General features: G+C 39.1%; 20 protein-coding genes and 1 other annotated feature. Of the genes, 19 read left to right on the top strand and 1 reads right to left on the bottom strand.

All coding sequences use genetic code 11. From position 1 onward, the window contains the following. From AC1DOS_RS03840 to pyrE, 14 genes are all read left to right on the top strand, one after another. A partial coding sequence (locus AC1DOS_RS03840; RefSeq protein WP_477536464.1) for a DivIVA domain-containing protein occupies positions 1-241 on the top strand: 241 nt, incomplete at its 5' end. Between the two features lie 61 nt (positions 242-302). After that, positions 303-526, top strand: a binding site (T-box leader). Between the two features lie 40 nt (positions 527-566). Continuing rightward, positions 567-3,329: an isoleucine--tRNA ligase gene (ileS, locus tag AC1DOS_RS03845; RefSeq protein ID WP_477536465.1), complete on the top strand. Its 2,763-nt coding sequence runs from the start codon at positions 567-569 to the stop codon at positions 3,327-3,329. Between the two features lie 101 nt (positions 3,330-3,430). Further along, complete coding sequence (gene lspA / locus AC1DOS_RS03850) at positions 3,431-3,916, top strand: signal peptidase II (protein ID WP_108584550.1); 486 nt, start codon at positions 3,431-3,433, stop codon at positions 3,914-3,916. Then, on the top strand, positions 3,917-4,843 hold the full coding sequence (locus AC1DOS_RS03855; RefSeq protein ID WP_477536466.1) for an RluA family pseudouridine synthase: 927 nt from the start codon (positions 3,917-3,919) through the stop codon (positions 4,841-4,843). It begins immediately after the preceding gene. A 225-nt stretch (positions 4,844-5,068) separates the two neighbouring features. Next, positions 5,069-5,608: a bifunctional pyr operon transcriptional regulator/uracil phosphoribosyltransferase PyrR gene (pyrR, locus tag AC1DOS_RS03860; protein WP_108584553.1), complete on the top strand. Its 540-nt coding sequence runs from the start codon at positions 5,069-5,071 to the stop codon at positions 5,606-5,608. Between the two features lie 18 nt (positions 5,609-5,626). Next, positions 5,627-6,925, top strand: coding sequence for a uracil-xanthine permease family protein (locus AC1DOS_RS03865; protein WP_108584555.1), 1,299 nt, complete (start codon positions 5,627-5,629; stop codon positions 6,923-6,925). A gap of 151 nt (positions 6,926-7,076) precedes the next feature. Continuing rightward, positions 7,077-7,955, top strand: a complete 879-nt coding sequence (locus AC1DOS_RS03870; protein WP_477536467.1) for an aspartate carbamoyltransferase catalytic subunit — start codon at positions 7,077-7,079, stop codon at positions 7,953-7,955. Then, positions 7,955-9,232: a dihydroorotase gene (locus tag AC1DOS_RS03875; RefSeq protein ID WP_477536468.1), complete on the top strand. Its 1,278-nt coding sequence runs from the start codon at positions 7,955-7,957 to the stop codon at positions 9,230-9,232. The genes AC1DOS_RS03870 and AC1DOS_RS03875 overlap by 1 nt, the downstream gene beginning before the upstream one ends. Then, positions 9,232-10,332 (top strand): carbamoyl phosphate synthase small subunit, encoded by a 1,101-nt coding sequence (locus AC1DOS_RS03880; protein ID WP_477536469.1) that lies wholly within the window; start codon positions 9,232-9,234, stop codon positions 10,330-10,332. The genes AC1DOS_RS03875 and AC1DOS_RS03880 overlap by 1 nt, the downstream gene beginning before the upstream one ends. Further along, positions 10,325-13,522, top strand: coding sequence for a carbamoyl-phosphate synthase large subunit (gene carB, locus AC1DOS_RS03885; RefSeq protein WP_477536470.1), 3,198 nt, complete (start codon positions 10,325-10,327; stop codon positions 13,520-13,522). The genes AC1DOS_RS03880 and carB overlap by 8 nt, the downstream gene beginning before the upstream one ends. Next, positions 13,519-14,295 carry a dihydroorotate dehydrogenase electron transfer subunit gene (locus AC1DOS_RS03890; RefSeq protein WP_477536471.1) on the top strand — a complete coding sequence of 259 codons (777 nt, stop codon included), beginning with the start codon at positions 13,519-13,521 and terminating at the stop codon, positions 14,293-14,295. The genes carB and AC1DOS_RS03890 overlap by 4 nt, the downstream gene beginning before the upstream one ends. Then, positions 14,292-15,203: a dihydroorotate dehydrogenase gene (locus tag AC1DOS_RS03895; protein ID WP_108584571.1), complete on the top strand. Its 912-nt coding sequence runs from the start codon at positions 14,292-14,294 to the stop codon at positions 15,201-15,203. Before AC1DOS_RS03890 ends, AC1DOS_RS03895 begins: the two co-directional genes overlap by 4 nt. Then, positions 15,200-15,910: an orotidine-5'-phosphate decarboxylase gene (gene pyrF / locus AC1DOS_RS03900; RefSeq protein WP_108584572.1), complete on the top strand. Its 711-nt coding sequence runs from the start codon at positions 15,200-15,202 to the stop codon at positions 15,908-15,910. Before AC1DOS_RS03895 ends, pyrF begins: the two co-directional genes overlap by 4 nt. Beyond that, complete coding sequence (gene pyrE / locus AC1DOS_RS03905) at positions 15,910-16,542, top strand: orotate phosphoribosyltransferase (RefSeq protein WP_477536472.1); 633 nt, start codon at positions 15,910-15,912, stop codon at positions 16,540-16,542. The genes pyrF and pyrE overlap by 1 nt, the downstream gene beginning before the upstream one ends. Before the next feature lie 219 nt (positions 16,543-16,761). Here pyrE and AC1DOS_RS03910 read toward each other — a convergent pair whose 3' ends face one another. Further along, positions 16,762-18,453 carry an Rqc2 family fibronectin-binding protein gene (locus tag AC1DOS_RS03910; RefSeq protein ID WP_477536473.1) on the bottom strand — a complete coding sequence of 564 codons (1,692 nt, stop codon included), beginning with the start codon at positions 18,451-18,453 and terminating at the stop codon, positions 16,762-16,764. A 113-nt stretch (positions 18,454-18,566) separates the two neighbouring features. Here AC1DOS_RS03910 and AC1DOS_RS03915 point away from each other — a divergent pair, with 113 nt between their 5' ends. The 5 genes from AC1DOS_RS03915 to priA all read left to right on the top strand — a co-directional run bounded on the left by AC1DOS_RS03915 (position 18,567) and on the right by priA (position 23,382). Continuing rightward, positions 18,567-18,818: a DUF370 domain-containing protein gene (locus AC1DOS_RS03915; RefSeq protein ID WP_108584575.1), complete on the top strand. Its 252-nt coding sequence runs from the start codon at positions 18,567-18,569 to the stop codon at positions 18,816-18,818. A gap of 17 nt (positions 18,819-18,835) precedes the next feature. Then, the gene (gene gmk, locus AC1DOS_RS03920) at positions 18,836-19,456 is read left to right on the top strand and encodes a guanylate kinase (RefSeq protein WP_108584577.1); all 621 of its coding nucleotides are present in this window, start codon (positions 18,836-18,838) and stop codon (positions 19,454-19,456) included. Positions 19,457-19,459: 3 nt separating this feature from the next. Continuing rightward, the gene (rpoZ, locus tag AC1DOS_RS03925; RefSeq protein ID WP_108584578.1) at positions 19,460-19,684 is read left to right on the top strand and encodes a DNA-directed RNA polymerase subunit omega; all 225 of its coding nucleotides are present in this window, start codon (positions 19,460-19,462) and stop codon (positions 19,682-19,684) included. 79 nt (positions 19,685-19,763) lie between these two features. Then, on the top strand, positions 19,764-20,978 hold the full coding sequence (gene coaBC, locus AC1DOS_RS03930; RefSeq protein ID WP_477536474.1) for a bifunctional phosphopantothenoylcysteine decarboxylase/phosphopantothenate--cysteine ligase CoaBC: 1,215 nt from the start codon (positions 19,764-19,766) through the stop codon (positions 20,976-20,978). Further along, positions 20,968-23,382: a primosomal protein N' gene (gene priA / locus AC1DOS_RS03935; protein ID WP_477536475.1), complete on the top strand. Its 2,415-nt coding sequence runs from the start codon at positions 20,968-20,970 to the stop codon at positions 23,380-23,382. Before coaBC ends, priA begins: the two co-directional genes overlap by 11 nt. The last annotated feature ends 24 nt before the right edge of the window (positions 23,383-23,406 follow it).

Genomic DNA, 23,406 nt, shown 5'->3' on the forward strand with positions numbered 1-23,406 from the left:
ATTAATAGTTAAAGAAGCAGAGAAAAATGCAGATCGAATTGTTAATGAATCATTAACTAAAGCTCGTCGCATTGCATTAGAAATTGAAGATTTGAAAAAACAATCAAAAGTCTTTCGCAATCGTTTTAAAATGTTAGTGGAAGCACAACTTGATTTAATCAACACCGATGATTGGGATCATTTAATGCAATATGAAGTTGATACAAGCCAGTTGCAACGTTTAGATAAAAAAGAGGACTAAACGTAGCTTGACCATTACGTAATCATTCCCTATAATATCTACATATACTGGAAAAATAATTAATAAAGCGCTGATAGAGACAGTATTTTGAATGCACAGAATAGCGATTCGAGGATGGTGAGAGCTCGAACAAGTGGCAATCAAATGAAAATCACTCTTGAGTTAAATCACTGAACTGGACTTTGTAAGTGATTTCGGTTTCACACCGTTATTGTGATCTAAGCTGGCAACATTTAGATGTTGCAATTAGGGTGGTACCGCGAGTCAAAACTTCTCGTCCCTTCATTGGGATGAGGGGTTTTTTAATTTTAAGGAGGTTATTTAGATGGAATACAAAGATACATTATTAATGCCTAAAACAGAATTCCCAATGCGTGGAGGTTTGCCTACCCGTGAACCTGCAATGCAAGAGAAATGGAATGAAATGAAGTTATATGAAAAAGTATTAGAGCGTACAAAAGGTCGTCCTAGCTTTAATCTTCACGATGGGCCTCCATATGCAAATGGAGATTTGCACATGGGTCACGCATTAAACAAAGTGTTAAAAGATATGATTGTCCGACACAAATCAATGACTGGCTATTACGCACCTTACGTTCCGGGTTGGGATACGCACGGTTTGCCAATCGAGCAAGCTTTAGCTAACAAAGGTGTTAATCGTAAAGAAATGACGGTTGCTGAATTCCGTAACTTATGTGAGTCGTATGCGTATGAGCAAATTGACCGCCAGCGTAGTCAATTTAAACGCCTTGGAGTTCGTGGGGATTGGGAAAATCCTTACATTACGTTAAAACCTGCATACGAATCTCGTCAAATCGAAGTGTTCGGTGAGATGGCTCGTAAAGGTTACATTTATAAAGGTTTAAAACCAGTATATTGGTCTCCATCAAGTGAATCAGCTTTAGCTGAAGCAGAAATCGAATATCAAGATAAAAAGTCTCCTTCAATTTATGTGAGTTTTGAAGTGACTGAGGGCAAAGGCGTAGTCGCAGAAGGTACGAAAATTATCATTTGGACGACAACACCTTGGACAATTCCAGCAAACCTTGGAATTTCAGTAAATCCCGAATTCGACTATGTAATTGTGGAAGTTGCATCAACTCGCTACCTTGTAGCTAAAGCATTACTTGAGAATGTAGCAACTACTCTAGAATGGGAGTCTTATGAAATTGTTCAGACGTTAAAAGGTGAACAAATGGATCGCATGGTAGCGAAACACCCATTATACGATCGTGATTCGCTTGTAATGCTCGGCGAGCATGTAACGGACGAAGGTGGTACTGGATGTGTTCATACGGCTCCAGGGCACGGGGAAGAAGATTTCCAAGTAGGTAAAGCATATGGGCTTGAAGTACTATCACCAATCGATGACCGAGGCGTTTTGACAGCAGAAGCACCAGGATTTGAAGGGTTATTTTATGATAAAGCCAATAAAGTCATTACAGAGGCATTAGATGCTGCTGGTGCTTTAGAAAAATTAACGTTCTTCACGCACTCTGCACCACATGATTGGCGGACGAAAAAGCCGGTTATTTTCCGTGCAACCGCTCAATGGTTCGCATCAATCGATGCATTCCGCGACGAGTTATTACAAGCAATTAAAGATACAACATTCACACCGGCTTGGGGTGAGACACGTCTCTTCAATATGGTTCGTGACCGTGGAGATTGGTGTATTTCTCGACAACGTGTATGGGGTGTACCAATTCCAGTTTTCTATGCTGAAAATAATGAACCGATTTTAACAGAAGAAACAATTGCTCATGTCTCTAAATTGTTCCGGGAACACGGTTCTACCGTTTGGTTTGAACGTGAGGCAAAAGATTTATTACCAGAAGGCTTTACACATGAAGATAGTCCAAATGGTCGTTTCTCAAAAGAAACGGATATCATGGATGTATGGTTTGATTCTGGGTCTTCTCATCAAGCAGTGTTAGATGAGCGAGATGACTTGGAATACCCAGCAGATCTTTATTTAGAAGGTTCTGACCAGTATCGTGGTTGGTTTAACTCATCTTTAACTACTAGTGTTGCAATTAATGGTCATGCTCCTTACAAAGGGGTATTAAGCCATGGCTTTACACTTGATGGTGAAGGACGCAAGATGAGTAAATCAATTGGTAACGTAATTGATCCGGCAAAAGTAATGAATCAATTAGGTGCAGATATCTTACGTTTATGGGTTGCATCTGTCGATTACACAGCAGACGTTCGAGTATCAGATTCGAATTTCAAACAAGTTGCTGAAGTGTATCGTAAAATTCGTAACACATTCCGTTTCTTACACGGCAATGTTACGGACTTCGACCCACAAACAGATCGCGTAGCATTTGAAGACTTACGTGAAGTGGATCAATATATGTTCATGAAACTTCAAGAATTGATTGATACAGTCCGTAAATCTTATGACAAATATGACTTTGCAAGTGTTTATCATGCAGTGAACAATTTTGTATCTTCGGATTTAAGTTCTTTCTACCTAGATATCGCGAAAGATGTTGTTTATATCGAAGGTCATAATCAATTACATCGTCGCGCAATGCAAACCGTGATGTATGACACATTAGTTTCGTTATTAAAATTAACTACTCCAATTCTGCCGCATACAACAGATGAGCTTTGGGTCTTCTTAACACAAGAAACTGAGGAAAGCGTTCAATTGACTGACTTCCCAGAAGCTACAACTCATGAATCATTTGAAGCTTTGCGCACGAAATATCAGCAGTTGATGTTAGTACGTGATGATGTGTTAAAAGCGTTAGAAGAAGCACGAAATGCAAAAACAATCGGTAAATCATTAGAGGCAAAAGTAACTGTTTACGTAAACAAAGAATTACTAGCGGCTTTTGATACGACGAAAATTGATTTTGCACAGTTCTTTATCGTTTCTGACTTTACGTTAGCTGGTTTAAAAGAAGAGGCACCTTCAGAGGCTTTAACTCTTGATGTTGCTTCAGTTGTTGTAGTAAAAGCACAAGGTGAGAAATGTGAACGCTGCTGGACAATCTCGTCTAAAGTTGGCGAAAATGACAAGCATCCGACACTATGTCCTCGTTGTGCTGAAGTCGTTGAAAAATATTACGTATAAAATTTTAGTTAACCGGAGCTGTCCTTTTTTGGGCAGCTCTTTCTGTATGATTGTGTTATGTGGTAAACTAACTAAGATACTTGCGTAACGGAGGAACATACGTGTACATTTTTTATTTAGTTGCAATTGCCATTGTGGCAATTGATCAGTGGACAAAATGGTTAGTTGTGAAAAATATGGAACTAGGTGAACAAATTGTATTAATTGATCCAACATTTGGCTTACTTTCCCATCGTAATCGTGGAGCAGCTTGGGGAATGCTAGAAGGACAAATGTGGTTATTTACAATTGTCACTGTAATCGTAATCATTGGTATTTTGTACTACTTTCATAAAGAAGCAAAAGGAAAGCCATTATTTCAACTTAGTTTAATGGTTCTACTTGGTGGTGCTATTGGGAATTTTATTGATCGCTTAGTCCGTGGTGAAGTGGTGGATTTTGTAGATGTACTCATCCCGGTAATAAACTATGATTTCCCCATTTTTAATGTTGCAGATGCAGCATTATCGATAGGTGTAGTCATGCTCATCATTGTATTAATTTTAGAAGAAAAAGCAGAAAAAGCTGCAAAGAGAAAAGGTGAATAGATGGAAGATTATACGTATAAGATTTTAGAAGCACAAAAAGGGGAGCGTATTGATAAAGCGCTTGCTAGTCTTGAAGCAGATTGGTCTCGTAGTCAAATTCAAATTTGGTTAAAAGATGGAGCTGTTTTAGTTAATGGTGAAACTGTAAAAACAAATTATAAAGTTAAACCTGATGATGTTGTTACTGTTACTGTACCGGAAGCGGAACCATTAGATATCGAAGCAGAAAATTTAAATCTTGAAATCGTTTATGAAGATGAGGATGTCCTTGTGGTGAATAAACCTCGTGGTATGGTCGTTCATCCTGCACCTGGTCATACTTCAGGTACACTTGTAAATGGATTAATGTATCAAGTAAAAGATTTATCTGGTATTAACGGCATTATGCGTCCTGGGATTGTCCATCGTATAGATAAAGATACTTCTGGCTTATTAATGGTCGCGAAGAACGATAAGGCTCATGTGTCTTTAGTGGACCAACTTGTGAAAAAGACGGTTACTCGAAAATATATTGCATTAGTACATGGTCACATACCGCACGATAAAGGGACAGTTGATGCTCCAATTGGTCGTGATCCTCGCGATCGTCAGAGTATGACAGTAGTCGATAGCGGAAAACATGCGATTACACATTTTCGTGTTTTAGAACGATTTGGCAACTTTACTTTAGTTGAATGTCGTTTAGAAACGGGTCGCACACATCAAATTCGTGTTCATATGAAATACATCGGTTATCCTTTAGCGGGTGATCCGAAGTATGGACCGAAAAAAACAATTGATTTTGACGGACAAGCGCTTCATGCTGCTGTAATCGGTTTTATTCATCCTCGTACAGAAGAGTACTTGGAATTTGAAACTCCACTACCGCAAGTATTTAGCGAGTTGCTAGAAGAAATGAAAGAGAACGTTGACAACAAAGAAAAGTAACTCTATACTAGTGAAAAGTGTAGAGCGAAAGTCAAAGCTCATACCATTTCCCGAAAAAAATTAAATAGAACTCCTTTAATAACAGTCCAGAGAGGCTGAGAAGGTACCAGTGAAACGTAAAAAGCACATGCTGTGTGTTTTGATACGACTGATTTTCTGCATTCACACCCTCTCATCCACTGCGGACGAGAGGGTTTTTATTTTGAAGAAAAAGGAGAATCCATTATGGTTGAAAAAGCAAATATACTTGACGAACAAGCCATAAACCGAGCGTTGACTAGAATCGCGCATGAAATCATTGAACGTAATAAAGGGATTGAAACTTGTATTTTAGTTGGAATTAAAACTAGAGGTGCCTACTTAGCTAAACGTTTAGCCGAGAAAATCGAAAAAATTGAAGGCAAGGCTATCAAAGCAGGTGAACTAGATATCACACTTTACAGAGACGATTTGTCTATGAAGACAGCAAATAAAGAACCACTTGTTCAGCAAGTAGATATTCAACACATCGTCACAGGTCAAAAAGTGATTTTAATAGACGATGTTCTGTATACCGGACGTACTGTAAGAGCTGCAATGGATGCGGTAATGGATCTAGGAAGACCAGCACAAATTCAATTAGCTGTTCTAATAGACAGAGGTCATCGAGAATTACCGGTCCGTGCAGACTACGTAGGGAAGAATATCCCTACGTCAAGTATAGAAAGAATTGTCGTGCGATTACATGAAACCGATCAAGAAGACAGTGTTACGATTCACGAATAGAAGAATGGGGTGGACAAGATGAATAATTCCCAAACAGTTTTAGACATACACGATAGACCGTCAGCAGGAAAATTAACTACACTAAGCTTGCAACATATGTTCGCCATGTTCGGTGCCACAATTTTGGTGCCCCAATTAGTTGGGTTGAGTCCGGCTATCGCATTGTTAACGAGTGGTATTGCAACCCTAATTTTTATGTTCGTAACGAAATTCCAAGTTCCAGCATACTTGGGTTCGTCTTTCGCTTTCATACTACCTATTCAAATGGCAACTAAAGAAGGCGGCATAGGTAGTGCAATGATTGGTAGTTTGTTTGTGGCACTTGTCTATTTCATTGTGTCACTGATTATATGGAAAACAGGCTATAAATGGATCATGAAGTTATTGCCACCGATTGTTGTGGCTCCAGTCATTATAGTCATCGGCTTAGCATTATCACCTGTTGCGATAAACATGGCTATGAACATTCCTGGGACGACAGACTATAGCATGTTGCATTTCTCAGCAGCTCTTGTTACATTGGCAGCAGCAGTTGTCGCTACTTTATTCTTTAAAGGAATTATTAGTTTAATGCCAGTTTTAATCGGAATCATTGTAGGTTACCTATATTCATTAGTCATTGGCATTGTTGATTTTTCATCGGTTTTAAAAGCTAAATGGATTGCTTCACCCGAGTTCTTGATTCCGGGAGTCGACTACGATTTCACCATCACGCCTACATTATTAGTATTAATGGTACCAATAGCAGTTGTGACGATATCAGAACATATCGGACATCAACTTGTACTAGGGAAAATTGTTAATCGAAATTACATAAAAGAACCAGGCTTGCATCGCTCATTACTTGGTGATGGTTTAGGAACGTTAATCAGTGGACTATTAGGTGGACCTCCTAAAACAACGTACGGAGAAAATATTGGAGTTCTTGCAATTACGAGAGTATATAGTGTTTACGTAATTGCTGGTGCAGCAATTTTGGCCATTTTATTTTCATTCTTTGGCAAAGTCATGGCACTAATCGCAACCATTCCAACCGCTGTTCTTGGCGGGATTTCGATCTTGTTGTTTGGGATTATTGCGTCTTCAGGGCTGCGCATGTTAGTTGATAGCAATATTGATTTTGGAAATAAACGAAACTTAGTGATTTCGTCGATCATCTTAGTCATTGGTATTGGTGGAGCAAAACTTCACTTTACGGATACATTTGAAATCCAAGGCATGGCATTAGCAGCTATTGTAGGAGTATTATTAAATTTGCTTTTACCAGGAAAACCGCAAGAAGCAAAAGATTCATTAGAAGATGAAGTGAAAAAATAAAACCTTTTAAAACCTAGTCCAGAGAGGCAGGCAAAGGGAAACCGACTGGTAAAGTTCCATGTGACAATGGATCTTTACTTAGGTTGCCCAAGCCTCTCAACAATTTTGTTGAGGGGCTTTTCTTTTAATAAAGAAATCGGGAGGCTACAAAGTGAAGAACCTATTAAGTATGAAAAACTTAGAAATTAATGAAATTGAATCATTGCTAACGCGAGCATTAGAATTCCAACAAAATTCACCGCACCAATTGATAAAGCAAATGACAGTGGCTAATTTGTTTTTTGAACCAAGTACAAGAACCAAAATGAGTTTTGAAATGGCCGAACGAAAATTAGGCCTGCATGTTTTACCTTTTGAAGCAGGTACCTCTAGTACGACAAAAGGGGAAACCTTATATGATACAGTCAAAACATTGGAATCTATCGGCGTGGATGCTGTAGTCATAAGGCATGAAGAAAATGGTTTTTACGAAGAATTAATGTCTGGATTAAATATTGCGATTATTAATGGTGGGGATGGCTCGGGTCAGCACCCATCGCAAAGCTTGCTAGATCTTTATACAATCAAACAAGAGTTTGGAAAGTTCGAAGGTCTTCAAGTAACGATTGTTGGAGACATAGCTCATAGCCGAGTCGCAAAATCCAATGCTCAAGCTCTAAGCAATTTAGGGGCTCACGTTACATTCTTATGTCCAGAAGAATGGCAAGGAGAATTTGAATCCACTTCATCTTGGGAAGATGTGTTGCCTTCTGCGGATGTAGTGATGTTATTACGAGTACAACACGAGCGGCATGCAAAAGAAAATGAGTTTTCAAATCAACTCTATCACGAAAAATTCGGATTAACGAAAGCACGCTATGAAAAGTTAAAACCTACAGCAATCATCTTGCACCCAGCACCTGTAAATCGGGATGTTGAAATCGCAAGTGAATTAGTTGAAAGTGAGAAATCGCGAATTTTCAAACAAATGCATAACGGAGTCTTCGTGCGTATGGCAATACTAGAATCTGTATTAAAGGAGAGATTTTGATGAAAAAATTCATTCGTAACATTCAATTACTTAACGATAACAACGATTTAATAGAAGGTTCTATTTTAATCGATAAAGGACGCATAATCGAAGTGAATCCTAAGGTTGAGCCTGAGGTTGATGAAATTATCGATGGAAAGGGCCATTTTGTATCAGCAGGATTTATTGATGTACATGTTCATTTAAGAGAGCCAGGTGGTGAACATAAAGAAACGATTGAAACAGGTACTCACGCTGCAGCAAAGGGTGGATATACAACCATTTGTGCAATGCCAAATACCCGCCCAGTACCAGATACAGTAGAAAATTTAAGTCATGTGAATCAGCTCATTAAAGAAAAAGCTATGATTCGAGTGCTCCCATATGCTTCGATTACGATTCGTGAAGCTGGAAAAGAACGAACAGATCTTGCAGCTTTAAAAGAACATGGAGCATTTGCTTTCACTGACGATGGTGTTGGCGTGCAGCAAGCAGGCATGATGTTTGAAGCAATGCAAGATGCTGCAAAAATAAACATGCCGATTGTAGCGCATTGTGAAGACAACACACTGATATACGCTGGAGTAATGCACGAAGGTAAGAAAAATAAAGAGCTAGGCTTAAAAGGTATTCCTTCAATTGCAGAGTCCGTTCATATTGCTCGGGACATCTTACTAGCTGAAGCTGCAGGTGCTCACTATCATGTATGTCACGTTAGTACCAAAGAATCCGTAAGAGTCATTCGAGATGCTAAAAAAGCGGGAGTCAAAGTAACAGCTGAAGTAAGTCCTCATCATTTACTTCTTTGTGAAGATGACATTCCAGCGAACGATCCAAACTGGAAAATGAATCCTCCACTTCGAGCACATGAAGATTTAAAAGCATTAATAGAAGGATTAGAAGATGGGACTCTTGATTTCATCGCAACGGATCATGCACCACATACGGCTCAAGAAAAAGGCGATAGCATGGAACAAGCACCATTTGGCATAGTTGGATTGGAAACAGCATTCCCGCTTTTATATACGCACTTTGTGAAAACAGGAAAATGGACGTTAACACAGCTAGTTGATTGGCTGACAAACAAGCCAGCAGATGTGTTTGGTTTGCCATACGGTAGACTGCTTATGGGAGAGTCAGCTGACTTAGTATTTATTGACTTAACAAAAGAACAAAATATAGACACTGCTACATTCGTGTCAAATGGTAAAAACACACCATTCCAAGATTGGACTTGTACAGGATGGCCGGTCATGACGATGTTTGAAGGAAATGTAATTTGGCAGGAGGAGAAATGATGATGAAAAGAAGCCTCATTTTAGAAACTGGAGATGTGTTCGTTGGAACTGCTTTTGGAAGTGTAGAAGCGAGTGCAGGTGAAGTCGTATTTACAACAGGAATGACGGGGTACCAAGAAACTTTATCTGATCCATCTTACTGCGGTCAGATTGTCACAATGACGTACCCGCTTATCGGGAACTACGGAATCAACCGTGATGATTTTGAATCAATCGAACCGGCCATAAAAGGGCTGGTTGTGCGTGAACTGGCCGATGCGCCTTCAAACTTTAGAAGTGATGCTACCTTAAATGAAATGTTTGTCTTGAAAAATATCCCGGGTATTGAAGGGATTGATACGCGCAAACTCACTCGAATCATTCGAGAACTTGGTTCGGTAAAAGGAATGTTAAGTGCTGCGGGTGAAGAAGTAAACGTTGATGAAGTAGTGGCAAAGTTGAAAAATATAACGTTTCCTACAGATCAAGTTAACCAAGTATCAACAAAACGTCCATATCCAAGTCCAGGGCGAGGAAAACGAGTTGTACTTGTCGATTTTGGCATGAAACACGGGATCTTAAGAGAACTAAATAAACGGGACTGTGATGTTATGGTGGTTCCTTATAATACGACGGCAGAACAAATTATGGCGATTTATCCAGATGGAATCATGTTATCAAATGGCCCTGGAGACCCGAAAGATGTGCCAGAAGCGATTGAAATGTTGCAAAAAGTAATCGGGAAAATACCAATTTTCGGAATATGTCTAGGACATCAACTATTTGCACTGGCAAGTGGCGGAGATACCTTTAAGTTGAAATTTGGCCATCGAGGTGCGAATCACCCGGTAAAAGATTTAGAATCAGGCCGAACGGAAATTACTTCACAAAATCACGGCTACGCAGTTGATGAAGATTCGTTAACAGGAACACGTTTGAAAGTAACACATATCGCATTAAACGATGGCACTGTTGAAGGGTTAGCACATTTGGATGTACCTGCTTTTACAGTCCAATATCATCCAGAAGCATCACCAGGACCAGAAGATTCCAATCACTTATTCGATCGCTTTATTGAGTTAATGAACGCTAATGTGAAGGGAGAAAAACAAAATGCCTAAACGCCAAGATATTAAAACCATTCTCGTTATTGGTTCAGGTCCGATTGTTATTGGACAAGCAGCAGAATTTGATTATGCAGGTACACAAGCTTGTCTTGCTTTGAAAGAGGAAGGCTATCGAGTTATATTAATCAATTCAAATCCAGCAACAATCATGACGGATACTGAAATCGCAGACAAAGTATATATTGAACCAATTACATTGGAATTCGTTAGTCGAATCTTACGTAAAGAACGTCCTGATGCGCTTCTCCCAACGCTCGGTGGGCAAACAGGATTAAATATGGCCATTGAACTAGACGAATCAGGCATTCTAGAGGAATTAAAGATTGAAATTCTAGGTACAAAATTAGAAGCCATTCACAAAGCTGAAGATCGAGATTTATTCCGAACATTAATGAATGAATTAAATGAACCAGTACCAGATAGCGACATTATCCACAACATGGAAGAGGCTCATGCGTTTATCAAACGTATTGGTTATCCGGTAATTGTTCGTCCCGCATTTACACTTGGTGGAACTGGCGGAGGGATTTGTCACAATGATGAAGATCTCTTGGAAACAGTGACGAGTGGACTGAAATATAGTCCAGTTACACAATGTTTACTTGAAAAATCGATTGCAGGATATAAAGAAATTGAATATGAAGTTATGAGAGATTCAAATGATAATGCGATTGTCGTGTGTAACATGGAAAACTTCGACCCAGTGGGTATTCATACAGGTGATTCAATTGTTACAGCGCCAAGCCAAACCTTGTCAGACCGAGAATATCAAATGCTTAGAAATGTTTCATTGAAAATTATTCGCGCTTTGAAAATTGAAGGTGGTTGTAATGTTCAGTTAGCACTTGATCCACATAGTTTTAACTACTACATCATTGAAGTGAATCCTCGTGTTAGTCGCTCATCTGCATTAGCATCAAAAGCGACAGGTTATCCAATTGCGAAGCTAGCTGCTAAAATTGCTATCGGCTTAACACTAGATGAAATGATGAACCCAGTGACAGGCAAAACTTACGCTTGCTTTGAACCAGCACTTGACTATGTAGTAACCAAAATTCCACGCTGGCCTTTTGATAAATTCGAGTCGGCGAAACGTAATTTAGGAACTCAAATGAAAGCAACTGGTGAAGTTATGGCGATCGGTCGTACATTTGAAGAGTCTATATTAAAAGCAGTACGTTCACTTGAAACAGGACAATTTCACTTAAATCTAAAAAATGCAGAAGACATGACAGACGAGTGGATTGAAAAACGTATCCGTCGCGCAGGAGACGAGCGTTTGTTCTTTATTGGTGAAGCTCTTAGAAGAGGAGTAACAATCGAGACGATTCACGACTGGAGTCAAATTGACTTATTCTTCTTAAATAAACTACAAAACATTGTGAAGTACGAAGAGATAGTCGCAGCAAATCCTTTTGATTTTGACGTAGCTAGAAAAGCAAAACGTATGGGCTTTGCAGATCATACTTTAGCGAAACTATGGAAGTCTGATGAATTATCCGTCTACAACTGGCGCAAAGAACAACAATTAATCCCTGTATATAAAATGGTGGATACATGCGCAGCAGAGTTTGAATCAGAAACACCTTATTTTTATGGCACTTATGAAGATGAAAATGAGTCGGTTAAAACAGAAAAAGAAAGTGTCATTGTACTAGGTTCAGGTCCAATCCGAATTGGTCAAGGTGTAGAGTTTGATTATGCGACGGTTCATTCCGTCTGGGCAATCAAAGAAGCGGGATATGAAGCGATTATTATCAATAGTAATCCAGAAACAGTATCAACAGACTTTTCAATTTCGGACAAGCTCTACTTTGAACCGTTAACGATTGAAGATGTTATGCACATTGTAGACTTAGAGCAACCGAAAGGCGTAGTCGTTCAGTTCGGTGGACAAACTGCGATTAACTTAGCGGATAAACTACAAGAACGTGGGGTTCAAATCCTTGGTACATCGTTAGAAGATTTAGATCGTGCAGAAAATCGCGATAAATTTGAACGAGCTCTTCATGAAATCGATATCCCGCAACCAATGGGTAAAACTGCTGTTTCAGCTCAACAAGCAGTAATCATTGGCAATGAAATCGGTTATCCAGTACTTGTTCGTCCTTCATATGTATTAGGAGGTCGAGCAATGCAAATTGTCTACAACCAAGAAGAGTTGGCTCATTATATGGAAACTGCTGTTGAGGCAAGTCCAGAACACCCTGTGTTAGTAGATCGCTACTTAACTGGTATAGAAATTGAAGTAGATGCCATTTCAGATGGAGAAAATGTATGTATACCAGGAATCATGGAACATATAGAACGAGCAGGTGTTCACTCAGGAGATTCTATCGCTGTCTATCCACCTCAAAACTTGTCTGATGAACATTTAAATACACTCATTGATTACACAACACGATTAGCGAAAGGGTTAAACATTATTGGATTGTTGAATATTCAATATGTCATCTCTAAAGGTGAGGTTTATGTGATTGAGGTAAACCCTCGTTCAAGCCGAACAGTACCTTTCTTAAGTAAAATAACGAATATCCCAATGGCGAAAATTGCAACGAAAGCCATTCTAGGTCAATCTCTACCATCACAAGGAATTACCAACGGCCTTGCTCCTGCTCCACGTGGAGTGTTTGTAAAAGTTCCAGTATTTAGTTTTGCAAAACTTCGTAGAGTAGATATTACATTAGGACCTGAGATGAAGTCGACAGGGGAAGTAATGGGTAAAGACATTACATTAGAAAAAGCGCTTTACAAAGGATTAGTCGCTGCAGGAATGGAAATTAAAGATCACGGATCAGTACTTATGACGATAGCAAATAAAGATAAAGAAGAAGCAGTGTCGATTGCACGACGCTTCACTTCAATAGGGTACAGGATTTTAGCAACTGAGGGTACGGCTGAATCAATTAAAGAAGCGGGAATTCCAGTAACTATGGTTAATAAAATAGGAAGTGAAGGACCAACACTTCTTGATTATATTCAAAAAGGTGAAGCACAATTTGTCATCAACACTTTGACAAAAGGCAAGCAACCTGAAAGTGACGGATTCCGTATTAGAAGAGAATCTGTAGAAAATGGTATCCCTTGCTTAACTTCTCTAGATACGGCAAAAGCCATGTTAAGCGTTATTGAATCCATGACATTCCAAGCAGAAGAAATGCCAAAGCAGGGGGTTTTTGAATGATTCGACAAGAACGCATGCGTGTCGTAAAACATAGAGAAATTGCTCACAACATTTATGAAATGACGCTAATCGGACAGCTGGTTCACGAGATGAAAAGTCCTGGTCAATTTGTCCACATTCGCGTTTCAGATAGTTATGAGCCATTGCTTCGTAGACCTATAAGCATTGCTTCTATCGATCGTGAAACGTTGGAATTCACCATCATTTATCGTGCTGAAGGACGAGGTACATCCATGCTCGCAACAAAAAATATAGGCGAAGAAGTGGATGTTCTTGGTCCACTCGGAAACGGTTTCCCTATTGATGAAGCTGCACCTGGTGAAACTGTTGTCTTAGTAGGGGGGGGAATTGGCGTACCTCCTTTATATGAACTGTCTAAAAGGTTGGTAGAAAAAGGTGTAAAGCCAATCCATATTCTAGGATTCCAAACAAAAGAAGTTGTTTTTTATGAAGAGTTGTTTGGTGAATTAGGCGAAACTCATGTTGTAACAGTCGATGGAACACATGGGCATCAAGGGTTTGTAACCACTGTGTTGGCCGAATTAAAGACCGATTTCTCAACGTATTTTACATGCGGCCCCACAGCAATGCTTGTTGCAATGGAGAACATGTATCCTGACAAAAAAGGATTTTTATCGTTTGAAGAACGGATGGGCTGTGGACTAGGTGCATGTTTCGCTTGTGTATGTAAAACAACGGAACAAACAGCAGTCGATTACGTAAAAGTTTGCAGTGATGGACCTGTATTTGCTGCTGGGGTGGTGCACATATGAATCGATTAGCGATAGAAATACCAGGTTTATCCTTAAAAAATCCAATTATGCCTGCTTCCGGTTGCTTTGGTTTTGGAAAAGAATATGCCAAGCTATATGACCTTTCAAAACTCGGTGCCATCATGATTAAAGCAACAACACTAGAAACTCGCTTAGGAAATCCAACTCCTCGAGTTGCTGAAACAGCATCTGGGATGTTAAATGCAATCGGACTTCAAAATCCAGGGTTGGAAAAAGTAATAGCTGAAGAACTTAAGTGGCTCGAACAATACGAAGTACCGATTATTGCAAATGTCGCAGGTACATTAACGGAAGATTATGTGGAAGTAGCCAAACACATTTCTAAATCGAAAAATGTTAAAGCTCTAGAATTAAATATCTCGTGTCCGAATGTGAAATGTGGAGGCATAACATTTGGAACGGATGCTGCAGTAGCAGCTGAACTTACAGCTGCAGTTAAAGCAGTTTCTGAGGTGCCAGTCTATGTGAAATTGTCTCCGAATGTAACTGATATTGGTGAAATTGCCCGAGCAGTCGAAGCGGCCGGAGCAGACGGTATTACCATGATTAACACGCTTATCGGTATGCGCTTAGATACACGAACTGGTAAACCTGTTATTGCGAACGGTACAGGAGGTTTATCTGGACCTGCTGTTAAGCCTGTAGCTCTTCGAATGGTATATGAAGTGGCAAAACAAGTGTCCATTCCCATAATTGGAATGGGTGGAATAACTACGGTTGATGACGTTATTGACTTTATGTCTGCAGGAGCAAGTGCTGTAGCAGTTGGTACAGCGAATTTCGTAGATCCTTTTGTATGTCCAAACATCATCGAACAATTACCTGAGAAGTTAGATTGGTTAGGTTTAAATCATGTCTCTGAGTTGATAGGAAGGAGCCACCGATGAACAAGCACAATCCGATAATCGCCCTAGATTTTGCAACGAAAGAAGAAGTATTTCATTTTTTAAAACCGTTTAACGAGAAGTTATTTGTCAAAGTGGGGATGGAACTATATTTTCAAGAAGGACCTACAATTGTCAACGAGTTAAAAGAACGAGGACATGATGTGTTTCTAGATTTGAAACTACACGATATTCCAAATACCGTAAAGTCCGCTATGAAAGGGCTTGCCAATCTTGGAGCAGATTTAGTTAATGTCCATGCCGCAGGTGGCCTTAGAATGATGGAAAGTGCTATAGAGGGTTTAGAGGCTGGGACACCAGCAGGTAAGACACGTCCTTTAATCATTGGCGTGACACAACTAACGTCTACAAGTGAACAACAAATGCAAGAAGAGCAAAATATACACTCGTCTTTACATGATTCCGTTCTTCATTATGCAGCACTTTCAAAGCAAGCTGGCTTAGATGGAGTAGTTTGTTCTGTTTTAGAAGCTGCTACAATTAAAAATGAATGTGGGCAGGATTTCCTTCGTGTAACACCAGGGATTCGATTGAACGAAGGACAAGGTCATGATCAAATTCGAATCGCAACCCCCGAAGTTGCGAGATTAGAGGGATCTTCTTTGATTGTCGTTGGAAGAGCTATTACGCAATCAACGAATGCTGTAGAAGCTTATCACATGGTAAAACAACAATGGGAGGGTTATTAATGAAAAGTCAGCAACATGAAATTGCAACTGCGTTATTATCCATTGGAGCGGTGGAATTACGTCCTCAAGACCCATTTACATGGACGTCTGGAATTAAATCACCTATCTATTGCGACAATCGATTAACAATGTCTAGTCCGATTGTGCGCAAACAAATTGCACAAGCTTTGGCATCTAATATTCAAGAGTTCTTCCCACAAACGAATGTCGTTGCAGGGACAGCAACTGCAGGTATCCCGCACGCTGCTTGGGTCAGTGATGTACTCAACTTGCCAATGGTCTATGTTCGTTCAAAAGCAAAAGAACATGGTCGTGGCAATCAAATTGAAGGCGAAATTGAAGCAGGACAAAAAGTCATTGTTGTGGAAGATTTGATTTCAACTGGTGGCAGCAGCATTGATGCCGTTCGAGCGTTACAAGAACAAGGATGTATCGTACTTGGTGTAGTTAGCATCTTTACATATGGCTTGAAGCGAGCAGATGAATTGTTTGAAGAAGCTGGCATTAAATACATTAGCTTAACGAACTTTGATGCATTAGTGGAAGTCGCATCACAAGCGAAACAAATTAGTGATGAAGAAAGACCTCAACTAATCGAGTGGCATGAAAAACTAAAACACGGACAACTATAGTCATTTATGTGCCATCCAACTAGTTGGATGGCTTTTATTGATGGATGGTTAAGTGCTTTCTGTGAGAAACGCTGATAGTCGACACGAATCCGTGCATAGCCGACAATAAATCGATCATAGACATCCGATAACCGCGCGTAGTTGACAAATATCCGCTCATAGAACATCCAAGCCATAAACAAAAGCCATCCATATTAAATTGGATGGCTTTTAAGTATTTTATTTACGAAGTTTTCTTACGATATCTTCACTAGGGGTTACAAATACTGTCTTTTGTTCAAAATAAATAACAAATCCGGGTTTTGAACCATTTGGTTTTTTTACATGACGTACTTCGGTATAGTCGACAGGAACAGACGATGAATCCCGAGCTTTGCTGAAGTATGCTGCAAGCATTGCAGCTTCTAAAATGGTTGCTTCATCTGGGTCATTGTCATGAATAACGACATGAGATCCTGGAATATCTTTTGTATGGAACCAAGTTTGAGATTTACTCGCGATTTTAAATGTTAAATAATCATTTTGTTTGTTGTTTTTTCCGACAGAAATTGGCAATCCTGTAGTAGAGACGAAAGCTTCAGGTGTCGGCTTAACTACTTTTTTCTTCTTCTTCGAAATTCGTGCTTTCATCCAGCCTTGTTCAGCAAGTTCCTCACGAATTTCTTCGATGTCTTGTGGAGATGCTTGCATTACTTGTTGCTGTAACATTTCTAAATAGTTGATATCGTCTTGTGCTTTATCGAGTTGTTGTTGAGTTTTCAAAAGGGCTGTTTTTGCTTTATTGTATTTCGTGTAAAAACTTTGTGCGTTTTCTACTGGTGTTTTTCTTGGGCTTAATTGTATTTTGATGACTTCATTATTTTCATCATAGTAATTGACGATTTCGGCCTCTGTCATTCCTTTTTCAAGGTTATACAAGTTTGCCATCAACAGTTCGCCATGAAGTTGGAAGGTTTCCAGTTTTTCAGCGTTCGCTTTTTCTTTAGCTAGTTTTTTCATTTTTAATTTCAATTTATCAAGTTCATTTTGTAACCAGCGTTCTAAGTCGCCAGCTTGTTGTTTTACTCGGTCACGTTCAGCTCGTGCAAAATAGACTTTGTCGAGTAATTCTCCTAAAGAATTATAGGGTGTTTTATTTCCTTCGACATGCTGTAAATCAACACTTGAAAAAATAGCTTTATTTCCACTTTCTATATATGTACCTGAAGGATTTGTTTGATCAAATTCATCTATGAACTTTTTAAATACTTCATAACTTGGTTGTTCGCTGTGTGCTACAAGGTAAGCAAGTTCTTTTGCATGTAAAGGTGAAAATCCGGCAAGGTGTGTCATGAATTCACGTGATACATCTTCCGATTCTAATAATGAGTGGAAAAAAGGTTCATCCACATCATAAGGATTTTTTTTATTTTGAGTTGGAGGTGCAATATGCGGTTGACCCGGTAATATCGTTCTGTAACTATTAACTGAAGGAGACAAGTGTTTTAAACTATCCAGGATAAGATTTCGAACTGGGTCCACTAAAATAACATTACTATGTCGTCCCATAATCTCAATATGTAATTCTCGCACCATATCGTCACCGATTTCATTTTTACTTTCTACCCTAAGAATGATAACGCGGTCCATATCGAGTTGTGTTATTGAGGAAATAAATCCACCTTCTAAATGTTTGCGAAGTAACATGCAAAACATCGGTGGTTCAGAAGGATTATCGATTGCCTCATTCGTTACGTGAATTCTCGAGTACGAAGGATGAATCGAAATAAGTAAACGACTATTCTTACCGCCAGAGCGAATTTGAAAAACAATTTCTTGTGAGTTCGGTTGTCGTATTTTTGAAATTCGTCCTGATACTAATTGTTGGAGCTCGTGCGTCATTGCTTTTGTAAATAAGCCATCAAATGCCATAAGAATTCCTCTTTCAAAACGTTTTGCTCTATCTTATCATTTTCTAAGGGTAATGTGATATAATTGGCTAAGTATGTAGCAAAGAAAGTTTAGCTTTATTAGGAGGGACGACTGTGCCGAGTCTAAAGTTTATCAATATCGGAAACGGTAGTGTGGTAGCAGTTGATCGAATCATCTCCATCTTGCAACCTGAGTCGGCGCCGATTAAGCGTCTCGTTCAAGATGCAAGAGACAAAGGATTTTTAATTGATGCAACGTATGGGAAAAAAACGCGCGCAATATTTGTTATGAATAGTGAGCATGTTGTATTATCTGCCGTTAGTGCAGAAACTATGGTAACACGTATGTTAGAACAAACCGAATAGATAAAAAGAGGGATTTAATGCGAAAAGAACGTGGATTATTAATCGTCCTTTCAGGGCCATCTGGTGTTGGGAAAGGTACAGTGCGAAAAGAATTATTCTCACAACCTGACACGAATTATGAATATTCAATTTCAATGACGACTAGAAAGCCGCGTGAAGGCGAAGTCGATGGTGTCGATTATTTTTTCAAATCTCATGAGGAATTTGAACAATTAATCGTAGAAGGGCGTTTATTAGAATACGCATCTTATGTTGGGAACTATTATGGAACCCCATTAGACTACGTAAATGCTACGCTAGACGCAGGGCGTGATGTGTTTTTAGAAATTGAAGTGCAAGGTGCATCTCAAGTGCGTGCTAAAGCCCCTGATGGCTTATTTATTTTCTTAGCACCACCAAGTCTTTCAGAATTAGAACAACGTTTAGTAGGACGAGGCACGGAAACAGATGACGTAATTGCGTCTCGTATTTTGGCTGCAAGACAAGAACTTGAAATGATGAACTTGTATGACTTTGTTGTTGAAAATGATGAAGTACAATTAGCATGTGATCGCGTAAATGCGATTGTCACTGCTGAGCATTGTCGAAGAGTACGTGTTGAAAAAAGATATCTGTCTATGTTGGAAGGGGAATATTAATTAATGTTATATCCATCAGTTGATTCATTAAAAAGTAAAATCGATTCAAAATACTCACTAGTAAGCTTAGCTTCAAAACGCGCACGCCAATTACAAGAAGAAGGCGGAGAGCGATTAACTTCTTATGTTTCTTTAAAATATGTAGGACGAGCATTAGAAGAAGTAGCTTGTGGGGCATTAACTAAAGAAGTGCAAGATGAAAAAACAATTTACGAAGACGAAATATAAATCCTATTATTACCCAATGAAAACTCCCTAAGACGTAAAATGCTTTGGGAGTTTGTTGTTTGAGAGAGGAAGAATGTTCATGCTAGCAAACAAAAATATCTTATTATGCGTAACTGGTGGAATTGCGGTATATAAAGCGGTAGCACTGGTAAGTAAATTGTCTCAAGCGGGAGCAAATGTCAAAGTAATCATGACGGAATCTGCTACAAAGTTTGTGCAGCCTCTGAGCTTTCAAGTCATGTCTAGAAATGATGTTTATACCGATACATTTGATGAAAAAAGTTCACAAGTCATTGCTCATATTGATTTAGCAGACTGGGCAAATTTAGTAATCGTTGCTCCTGCAACTGCGAATGTTATTGGAAAACTTGCAAATGGATTTGGCGACGATATGGTGACAACTACCCTTTTAGCTACTACAGCCAAGGTATGGATTGCACCAGCTATGAATGTACATATGTACGACAACCCAGCAGTGAAACGCAACATCGCGACACTTGCACAAGATGGGTATGAATTTATTGAACCTTCAGAAGGTTTTTTAGCCTGCGGATATGTAGGCAAAGGAAGATTAGAAGAACCAGAAAAAATTGTTGAATTAGTTGAAGCTTTCTTTTTACCAAAAGATTTACCGTTAAAAGGTAAGAAAGTAGTAATCACTGCTGGACCAACGCGTGAACGAATCGATCCTGTGAGATTTCTAACTAACTTTTCATCTGGGAAAATGGGCTATGCCCTTGCAGAAGCAGCCGTAAAACTTGGCGCAGAGACTATTCTTGTATCAGGTCCGGTTTCTTTACCGATTCCACTTGATGTGAAAATTGAAAATGTGGAAAGTGCGGAAGAAATGTTGCAAGCTGTATTACGACATTATGATAATGCCGATATTGTCATTAAGACGGCTGCAGTAGCAGACTATCGTCCGAAAACGATTTATGCACAGAAAATGAAAAAACAAGTGGGTGACTCTACTCTCGAACTTGAGCGGACCGTTGACATATTAATGACACTTGGCCAAAGAAAATCACATCAACTATTAATTGGATTCGCAGCAGAAACAAATAATGTAGAAGCATATGCGAAGGCAAAACTAATTAAGAAAAATGCTGATTATATTGTAGCCAATGATGTCACGCGAATAGATAGTGGTTTTGGTACTGATACAAATACAGTCGTGGTCATTGGTAAAGAAAATTATATAAACCATTTTGACAATATGACGAAAAAAGAGTTAGCTACAAAGCTGTTTGAAACGATATTGGACCATGAAGAGGATGTCAAACATGTTCGCTGAGGTCATTGTAGACGTGGCAGCTTATCCGATTGATCGACCGTTTGATTACGCGGTCCCAGAAAAATACCAATCCATCATTGAAAGTGGAAGTCGTGTGAAAGTCCCATTTGGAAATCGCCAAGTTCTTGGATTTGTTATCGCATTAAAAAGTGACACAGATGTTCCTTTAAATAAACAAAAGCCAATTGGTGAATTATTAGATATCGAACCCGTATTAACACAAGAAATGCTGGCTATGACCAAGTGGTTAAAGCGTCAAACTTTATGTTATGAAATTGATGCTCTTCAAGTCATGCTACCTTCTGCTTTACGAGCGAAATATGAAAAAACACTTCGAATTATAGATTCCAGTGCTGTGCTTCCACAAAGTGTACAAGCCTTATTTCAAGGAAAAGATAGTATTGAGCTGAAAGCAGATGAATCGAAAGAATTGCTTTCTACAATAAAAAAATTAATTAAAGAACAAATTCTAGTTCTCGAAACCGCTGTCAAACAAAAGACGGCTGTAAAAAAAGTGAGAATGGTCCAAATTGAATCCGATGTAAATCGCTTAAAAGAAATTTATGAAAATGTCTCTAACCAAGCGAAGAAACAAAAGGACGTAATAAATTGGATGTTAGATCACGTGGGGGAGCGCATCATTTTGTCGGATGTATTAAAAAACCTTAATACATCAAATGCTGTGTTACAAGGAGTAGTAGAAAAAGGCGCGGCGAAATTAGAATTTGAAGAAGTTTACCGAGATCCTTACGCTGATAGAACGATTGATGTCTCTAAAAAACACTCATTAACTAATGAACAACACCTCGCATTGAGTGAAATTATTCATTCATATGATCATAGCGAAGCTACAACTTTTCTTCTTCATGGCATTACTGGAAGCGGTAAGACCGAAGTGTACTTACAAGCGATTGAACGATCGTTAATGGATCAAAAAGAAGCTATCGTTCTTGTTCCGGAAATCTCACTTACCCCTCAAATGACGAATCGCTTTAAAGAACGTTTTGGCTCTTTAGTTGCTGTCTTGCATAGCGGTTTATCGACTGGAGAAAAATATGATGAATGGCGAAAAATTAGTCGTGGTGAAGTCAAAGTGGTGGTGGGTGCTCGTTCTGCTATCTTTGCTCCTTTTCAAAATATTGGCTTAATTATTTTAGATGAAGAACATGAAGGTACTTATAAACAAGATGATTCCCCTCGTTATCATGCAAGAGATGTAGCGATTTGGAGAAGTGAATATCACCATTGCCCAGTCATTTTAGGGAGTGCAACCCCTTCGCTTGAATCTTATGCTCGAGCAAAAAAAGGGAATTATTCTTTGTTAACTTTAGCAAAGAGACCTCGTGAACAAGCATTACCAGAAGTATCTATCATCGACATGCGAGAGCAACTAAAAAATGGCAACAGATCCATGTTTTCATTGGAATTAGCGGATGCTATTCGTCTACGCCTTGAAAAAGGGGAGCAAATGGTTCTGTTTCTAAACCGACGGGGTCATTCTTCATTTGTTATGTGTCGTGATTGTGGTACCGTGGTCGAATGTCCAAATTGTGATATTTCAATGACTTATCATCGATCTCAAGAACGGATTAAGTGTCATTATTGTGGAGAAGAGTCTCATGTTCCGAACTCGTGTCCACAATGCGAAAGTGAACATATTCGATTTTTTGGAACTGGTACACAAAAAGTGGAAGAAGAGATTGCTCGTTTTTTCCCAACAGCTCGAGTACTACGTATGGATGTTGATACCACGCGTAAAAAAGGCTCTCATGAACATATATTGAAAATGTTTGGCGACGGTAAGGCAGACATATTGCTGGGTACTCAAATGATTGCTAAAGGACTCGATTTTCCTAATATCACTTTAGTTGGAGTGCTTTCAGCCGATACCACTCTCCATTTGGCAGATTTCCGAGCAGCCGAAAAAACATTCCAATTGTTGACTCAAGTAAGTGGAAGAGCAGGAAGACATGATAAAAAGGGTGAAGTGGTTGTTCAGACCTACACACCAGAACACTACGCCATTCAATATGCGCAAAATCATGATTTTATTTCTTTTTATCATCAAGAAATGATGAATCGAAAACAATTTGCCTACCCACCTTTTACTTTTGTTGTGCTCATTCAGATTACACATGAAGATGTGTTGATGACAGCGGAATATGCTCACAAAGTGGCAAATTGGCTCCGCGAAAATTTATCCAACACGGCAGAAATTATTGGACCTACAGCTTCATCCATTAGTCGTGTACAAAATAGATATCGCTATCAATGTTTGATAAAATACAAAAAAGAACCGATGCTCCCAGATGTACTTCAGCAATTAATCCGTATTTACCGGACGGATTGGCTGAAAAAAGGAATTTTAATGTCAATTGACTTAAATCCATCATCCATTATGTGAGCAGACACGAAATGAGGAATAACA

It is taken from the genome of Paenisporosarcina sp. P5_A11 (assembly GCF_056400705.1).

What these genes read in the sequence shown, in the direction of transcription:
- ileS (WP_477536465.1), top strand. Translation starts at nt 567, where the DNA reads ATGGAATACAAAGATACATTATTAATGCCTAAAACAGAATTCCCAATG.
- AC1DOS_RS03855 (WP_477536466.1), top strand. Translation starts at nt 3,917, where the DNA reads ATGGAAGATTATACGTATAAGATTTTAGAAGCACAAAAAGGGGAGCGT.
- pyrR (WP_108584553.1), top strand. Translation starts at nt 5,069, where the DNA reads ATGGTTGAAAAAGCAAATATACTTGACGAACAAGCCATAAACCGAGCG.
- AC1DOS_RS03865 (WP_108584555.1), top strand. Translation starts at nt 5,627, where the DNA reads ATGAATAATTCCCAAACAGTTTTAGACATACACGATAGACCGTCAGCA.
- AC1DOS_RS03875 (WP_477536468.1), top strand. Translation starts at nt 7,955, where the DNA reads ATGAAAAAATTCATTCGTAACATTCAATTACTTAACGATAACAACGAT.
- AC1DOS_RS03880 (WP_477536469.1), top strand. Translation starts at nt 9,232, where the DNA reads ATGATGAAAAGAAGCCTCATTTTAGAAACTGGAGATGTGTTCGTTGGA.
- carB (WP_477536470.1), top strand. Translation starts at nt 10,325, where the DNA reads ATGCCTAAACGCCAAGATATTAAAACCATTCTCGTTATTGGTTCAGGT.
- AC1DOS_RS03890 (WP_477536471.1), top strand. Translation starts at nt 13,519, where the DNA reads ATGATTCGACAAGAACGCATGCGTGTCGTAAAACATAGAGAAATTGCT.
- AC1DOS_RS03895 (WP_108584571.1), top strand. Translation starts at nt 14,292, where the DNA reads ATGAATCGATTAGCGATAGAAATACCAGGTTTATCCTTAAAAAATCCA.
- pyrF (WP_108584572.1), top strand. Translation starts at nt 15,200, where the DNA reads ATGAACAAGCACAATCCGATAATCGCCCTAGATTTTGCAACGAAAGAA.
- pyrE (WP_477536472.1), top strand. Translation starts at nt 15,910, where the DNA reads ATGAAAAGTCAGCAACATGAAATTGCAACTGCGTTATTATCCATTGGA.
- AC1DOS_RS03910 (WP_477536473.1), bottom strand. Translation starts at nt 18,453, where the DNA reads ATGGCATTTGATGGCTTATTTACAAAAGCAATGACGCACGAGCTCCAA.
- gmk (WP_108584577.1), top strand. Translation starts at nt 18,836, where the DNA reads ATGCGAAAAGAACGTGGATTATTAATCGTCCTTTCAGGGCCATCTGGT.
- rpoZ (WP_108584578.1), top strand. Translation starts at nt 19,460, where the DNA reads ATGTTATATCCATCAGTTGATTCATTAAAAAGTAAAATCGATTCAAAA.
- coaBC (WP_477536474.1), top strand. Translation starts at nt 19,764, where the DNA reads ATGCTAGCAAACAAAAATATCTTATTATGCGTAACTGGTGGAATTGCG.
- priA (WP_477536475.1), top strand. Translation starts at nt 20,968, where the DNA reads ATGTTCGCTGAGGTCATTGTAGACGTGGCAGCTTATCCGATTGATCGA.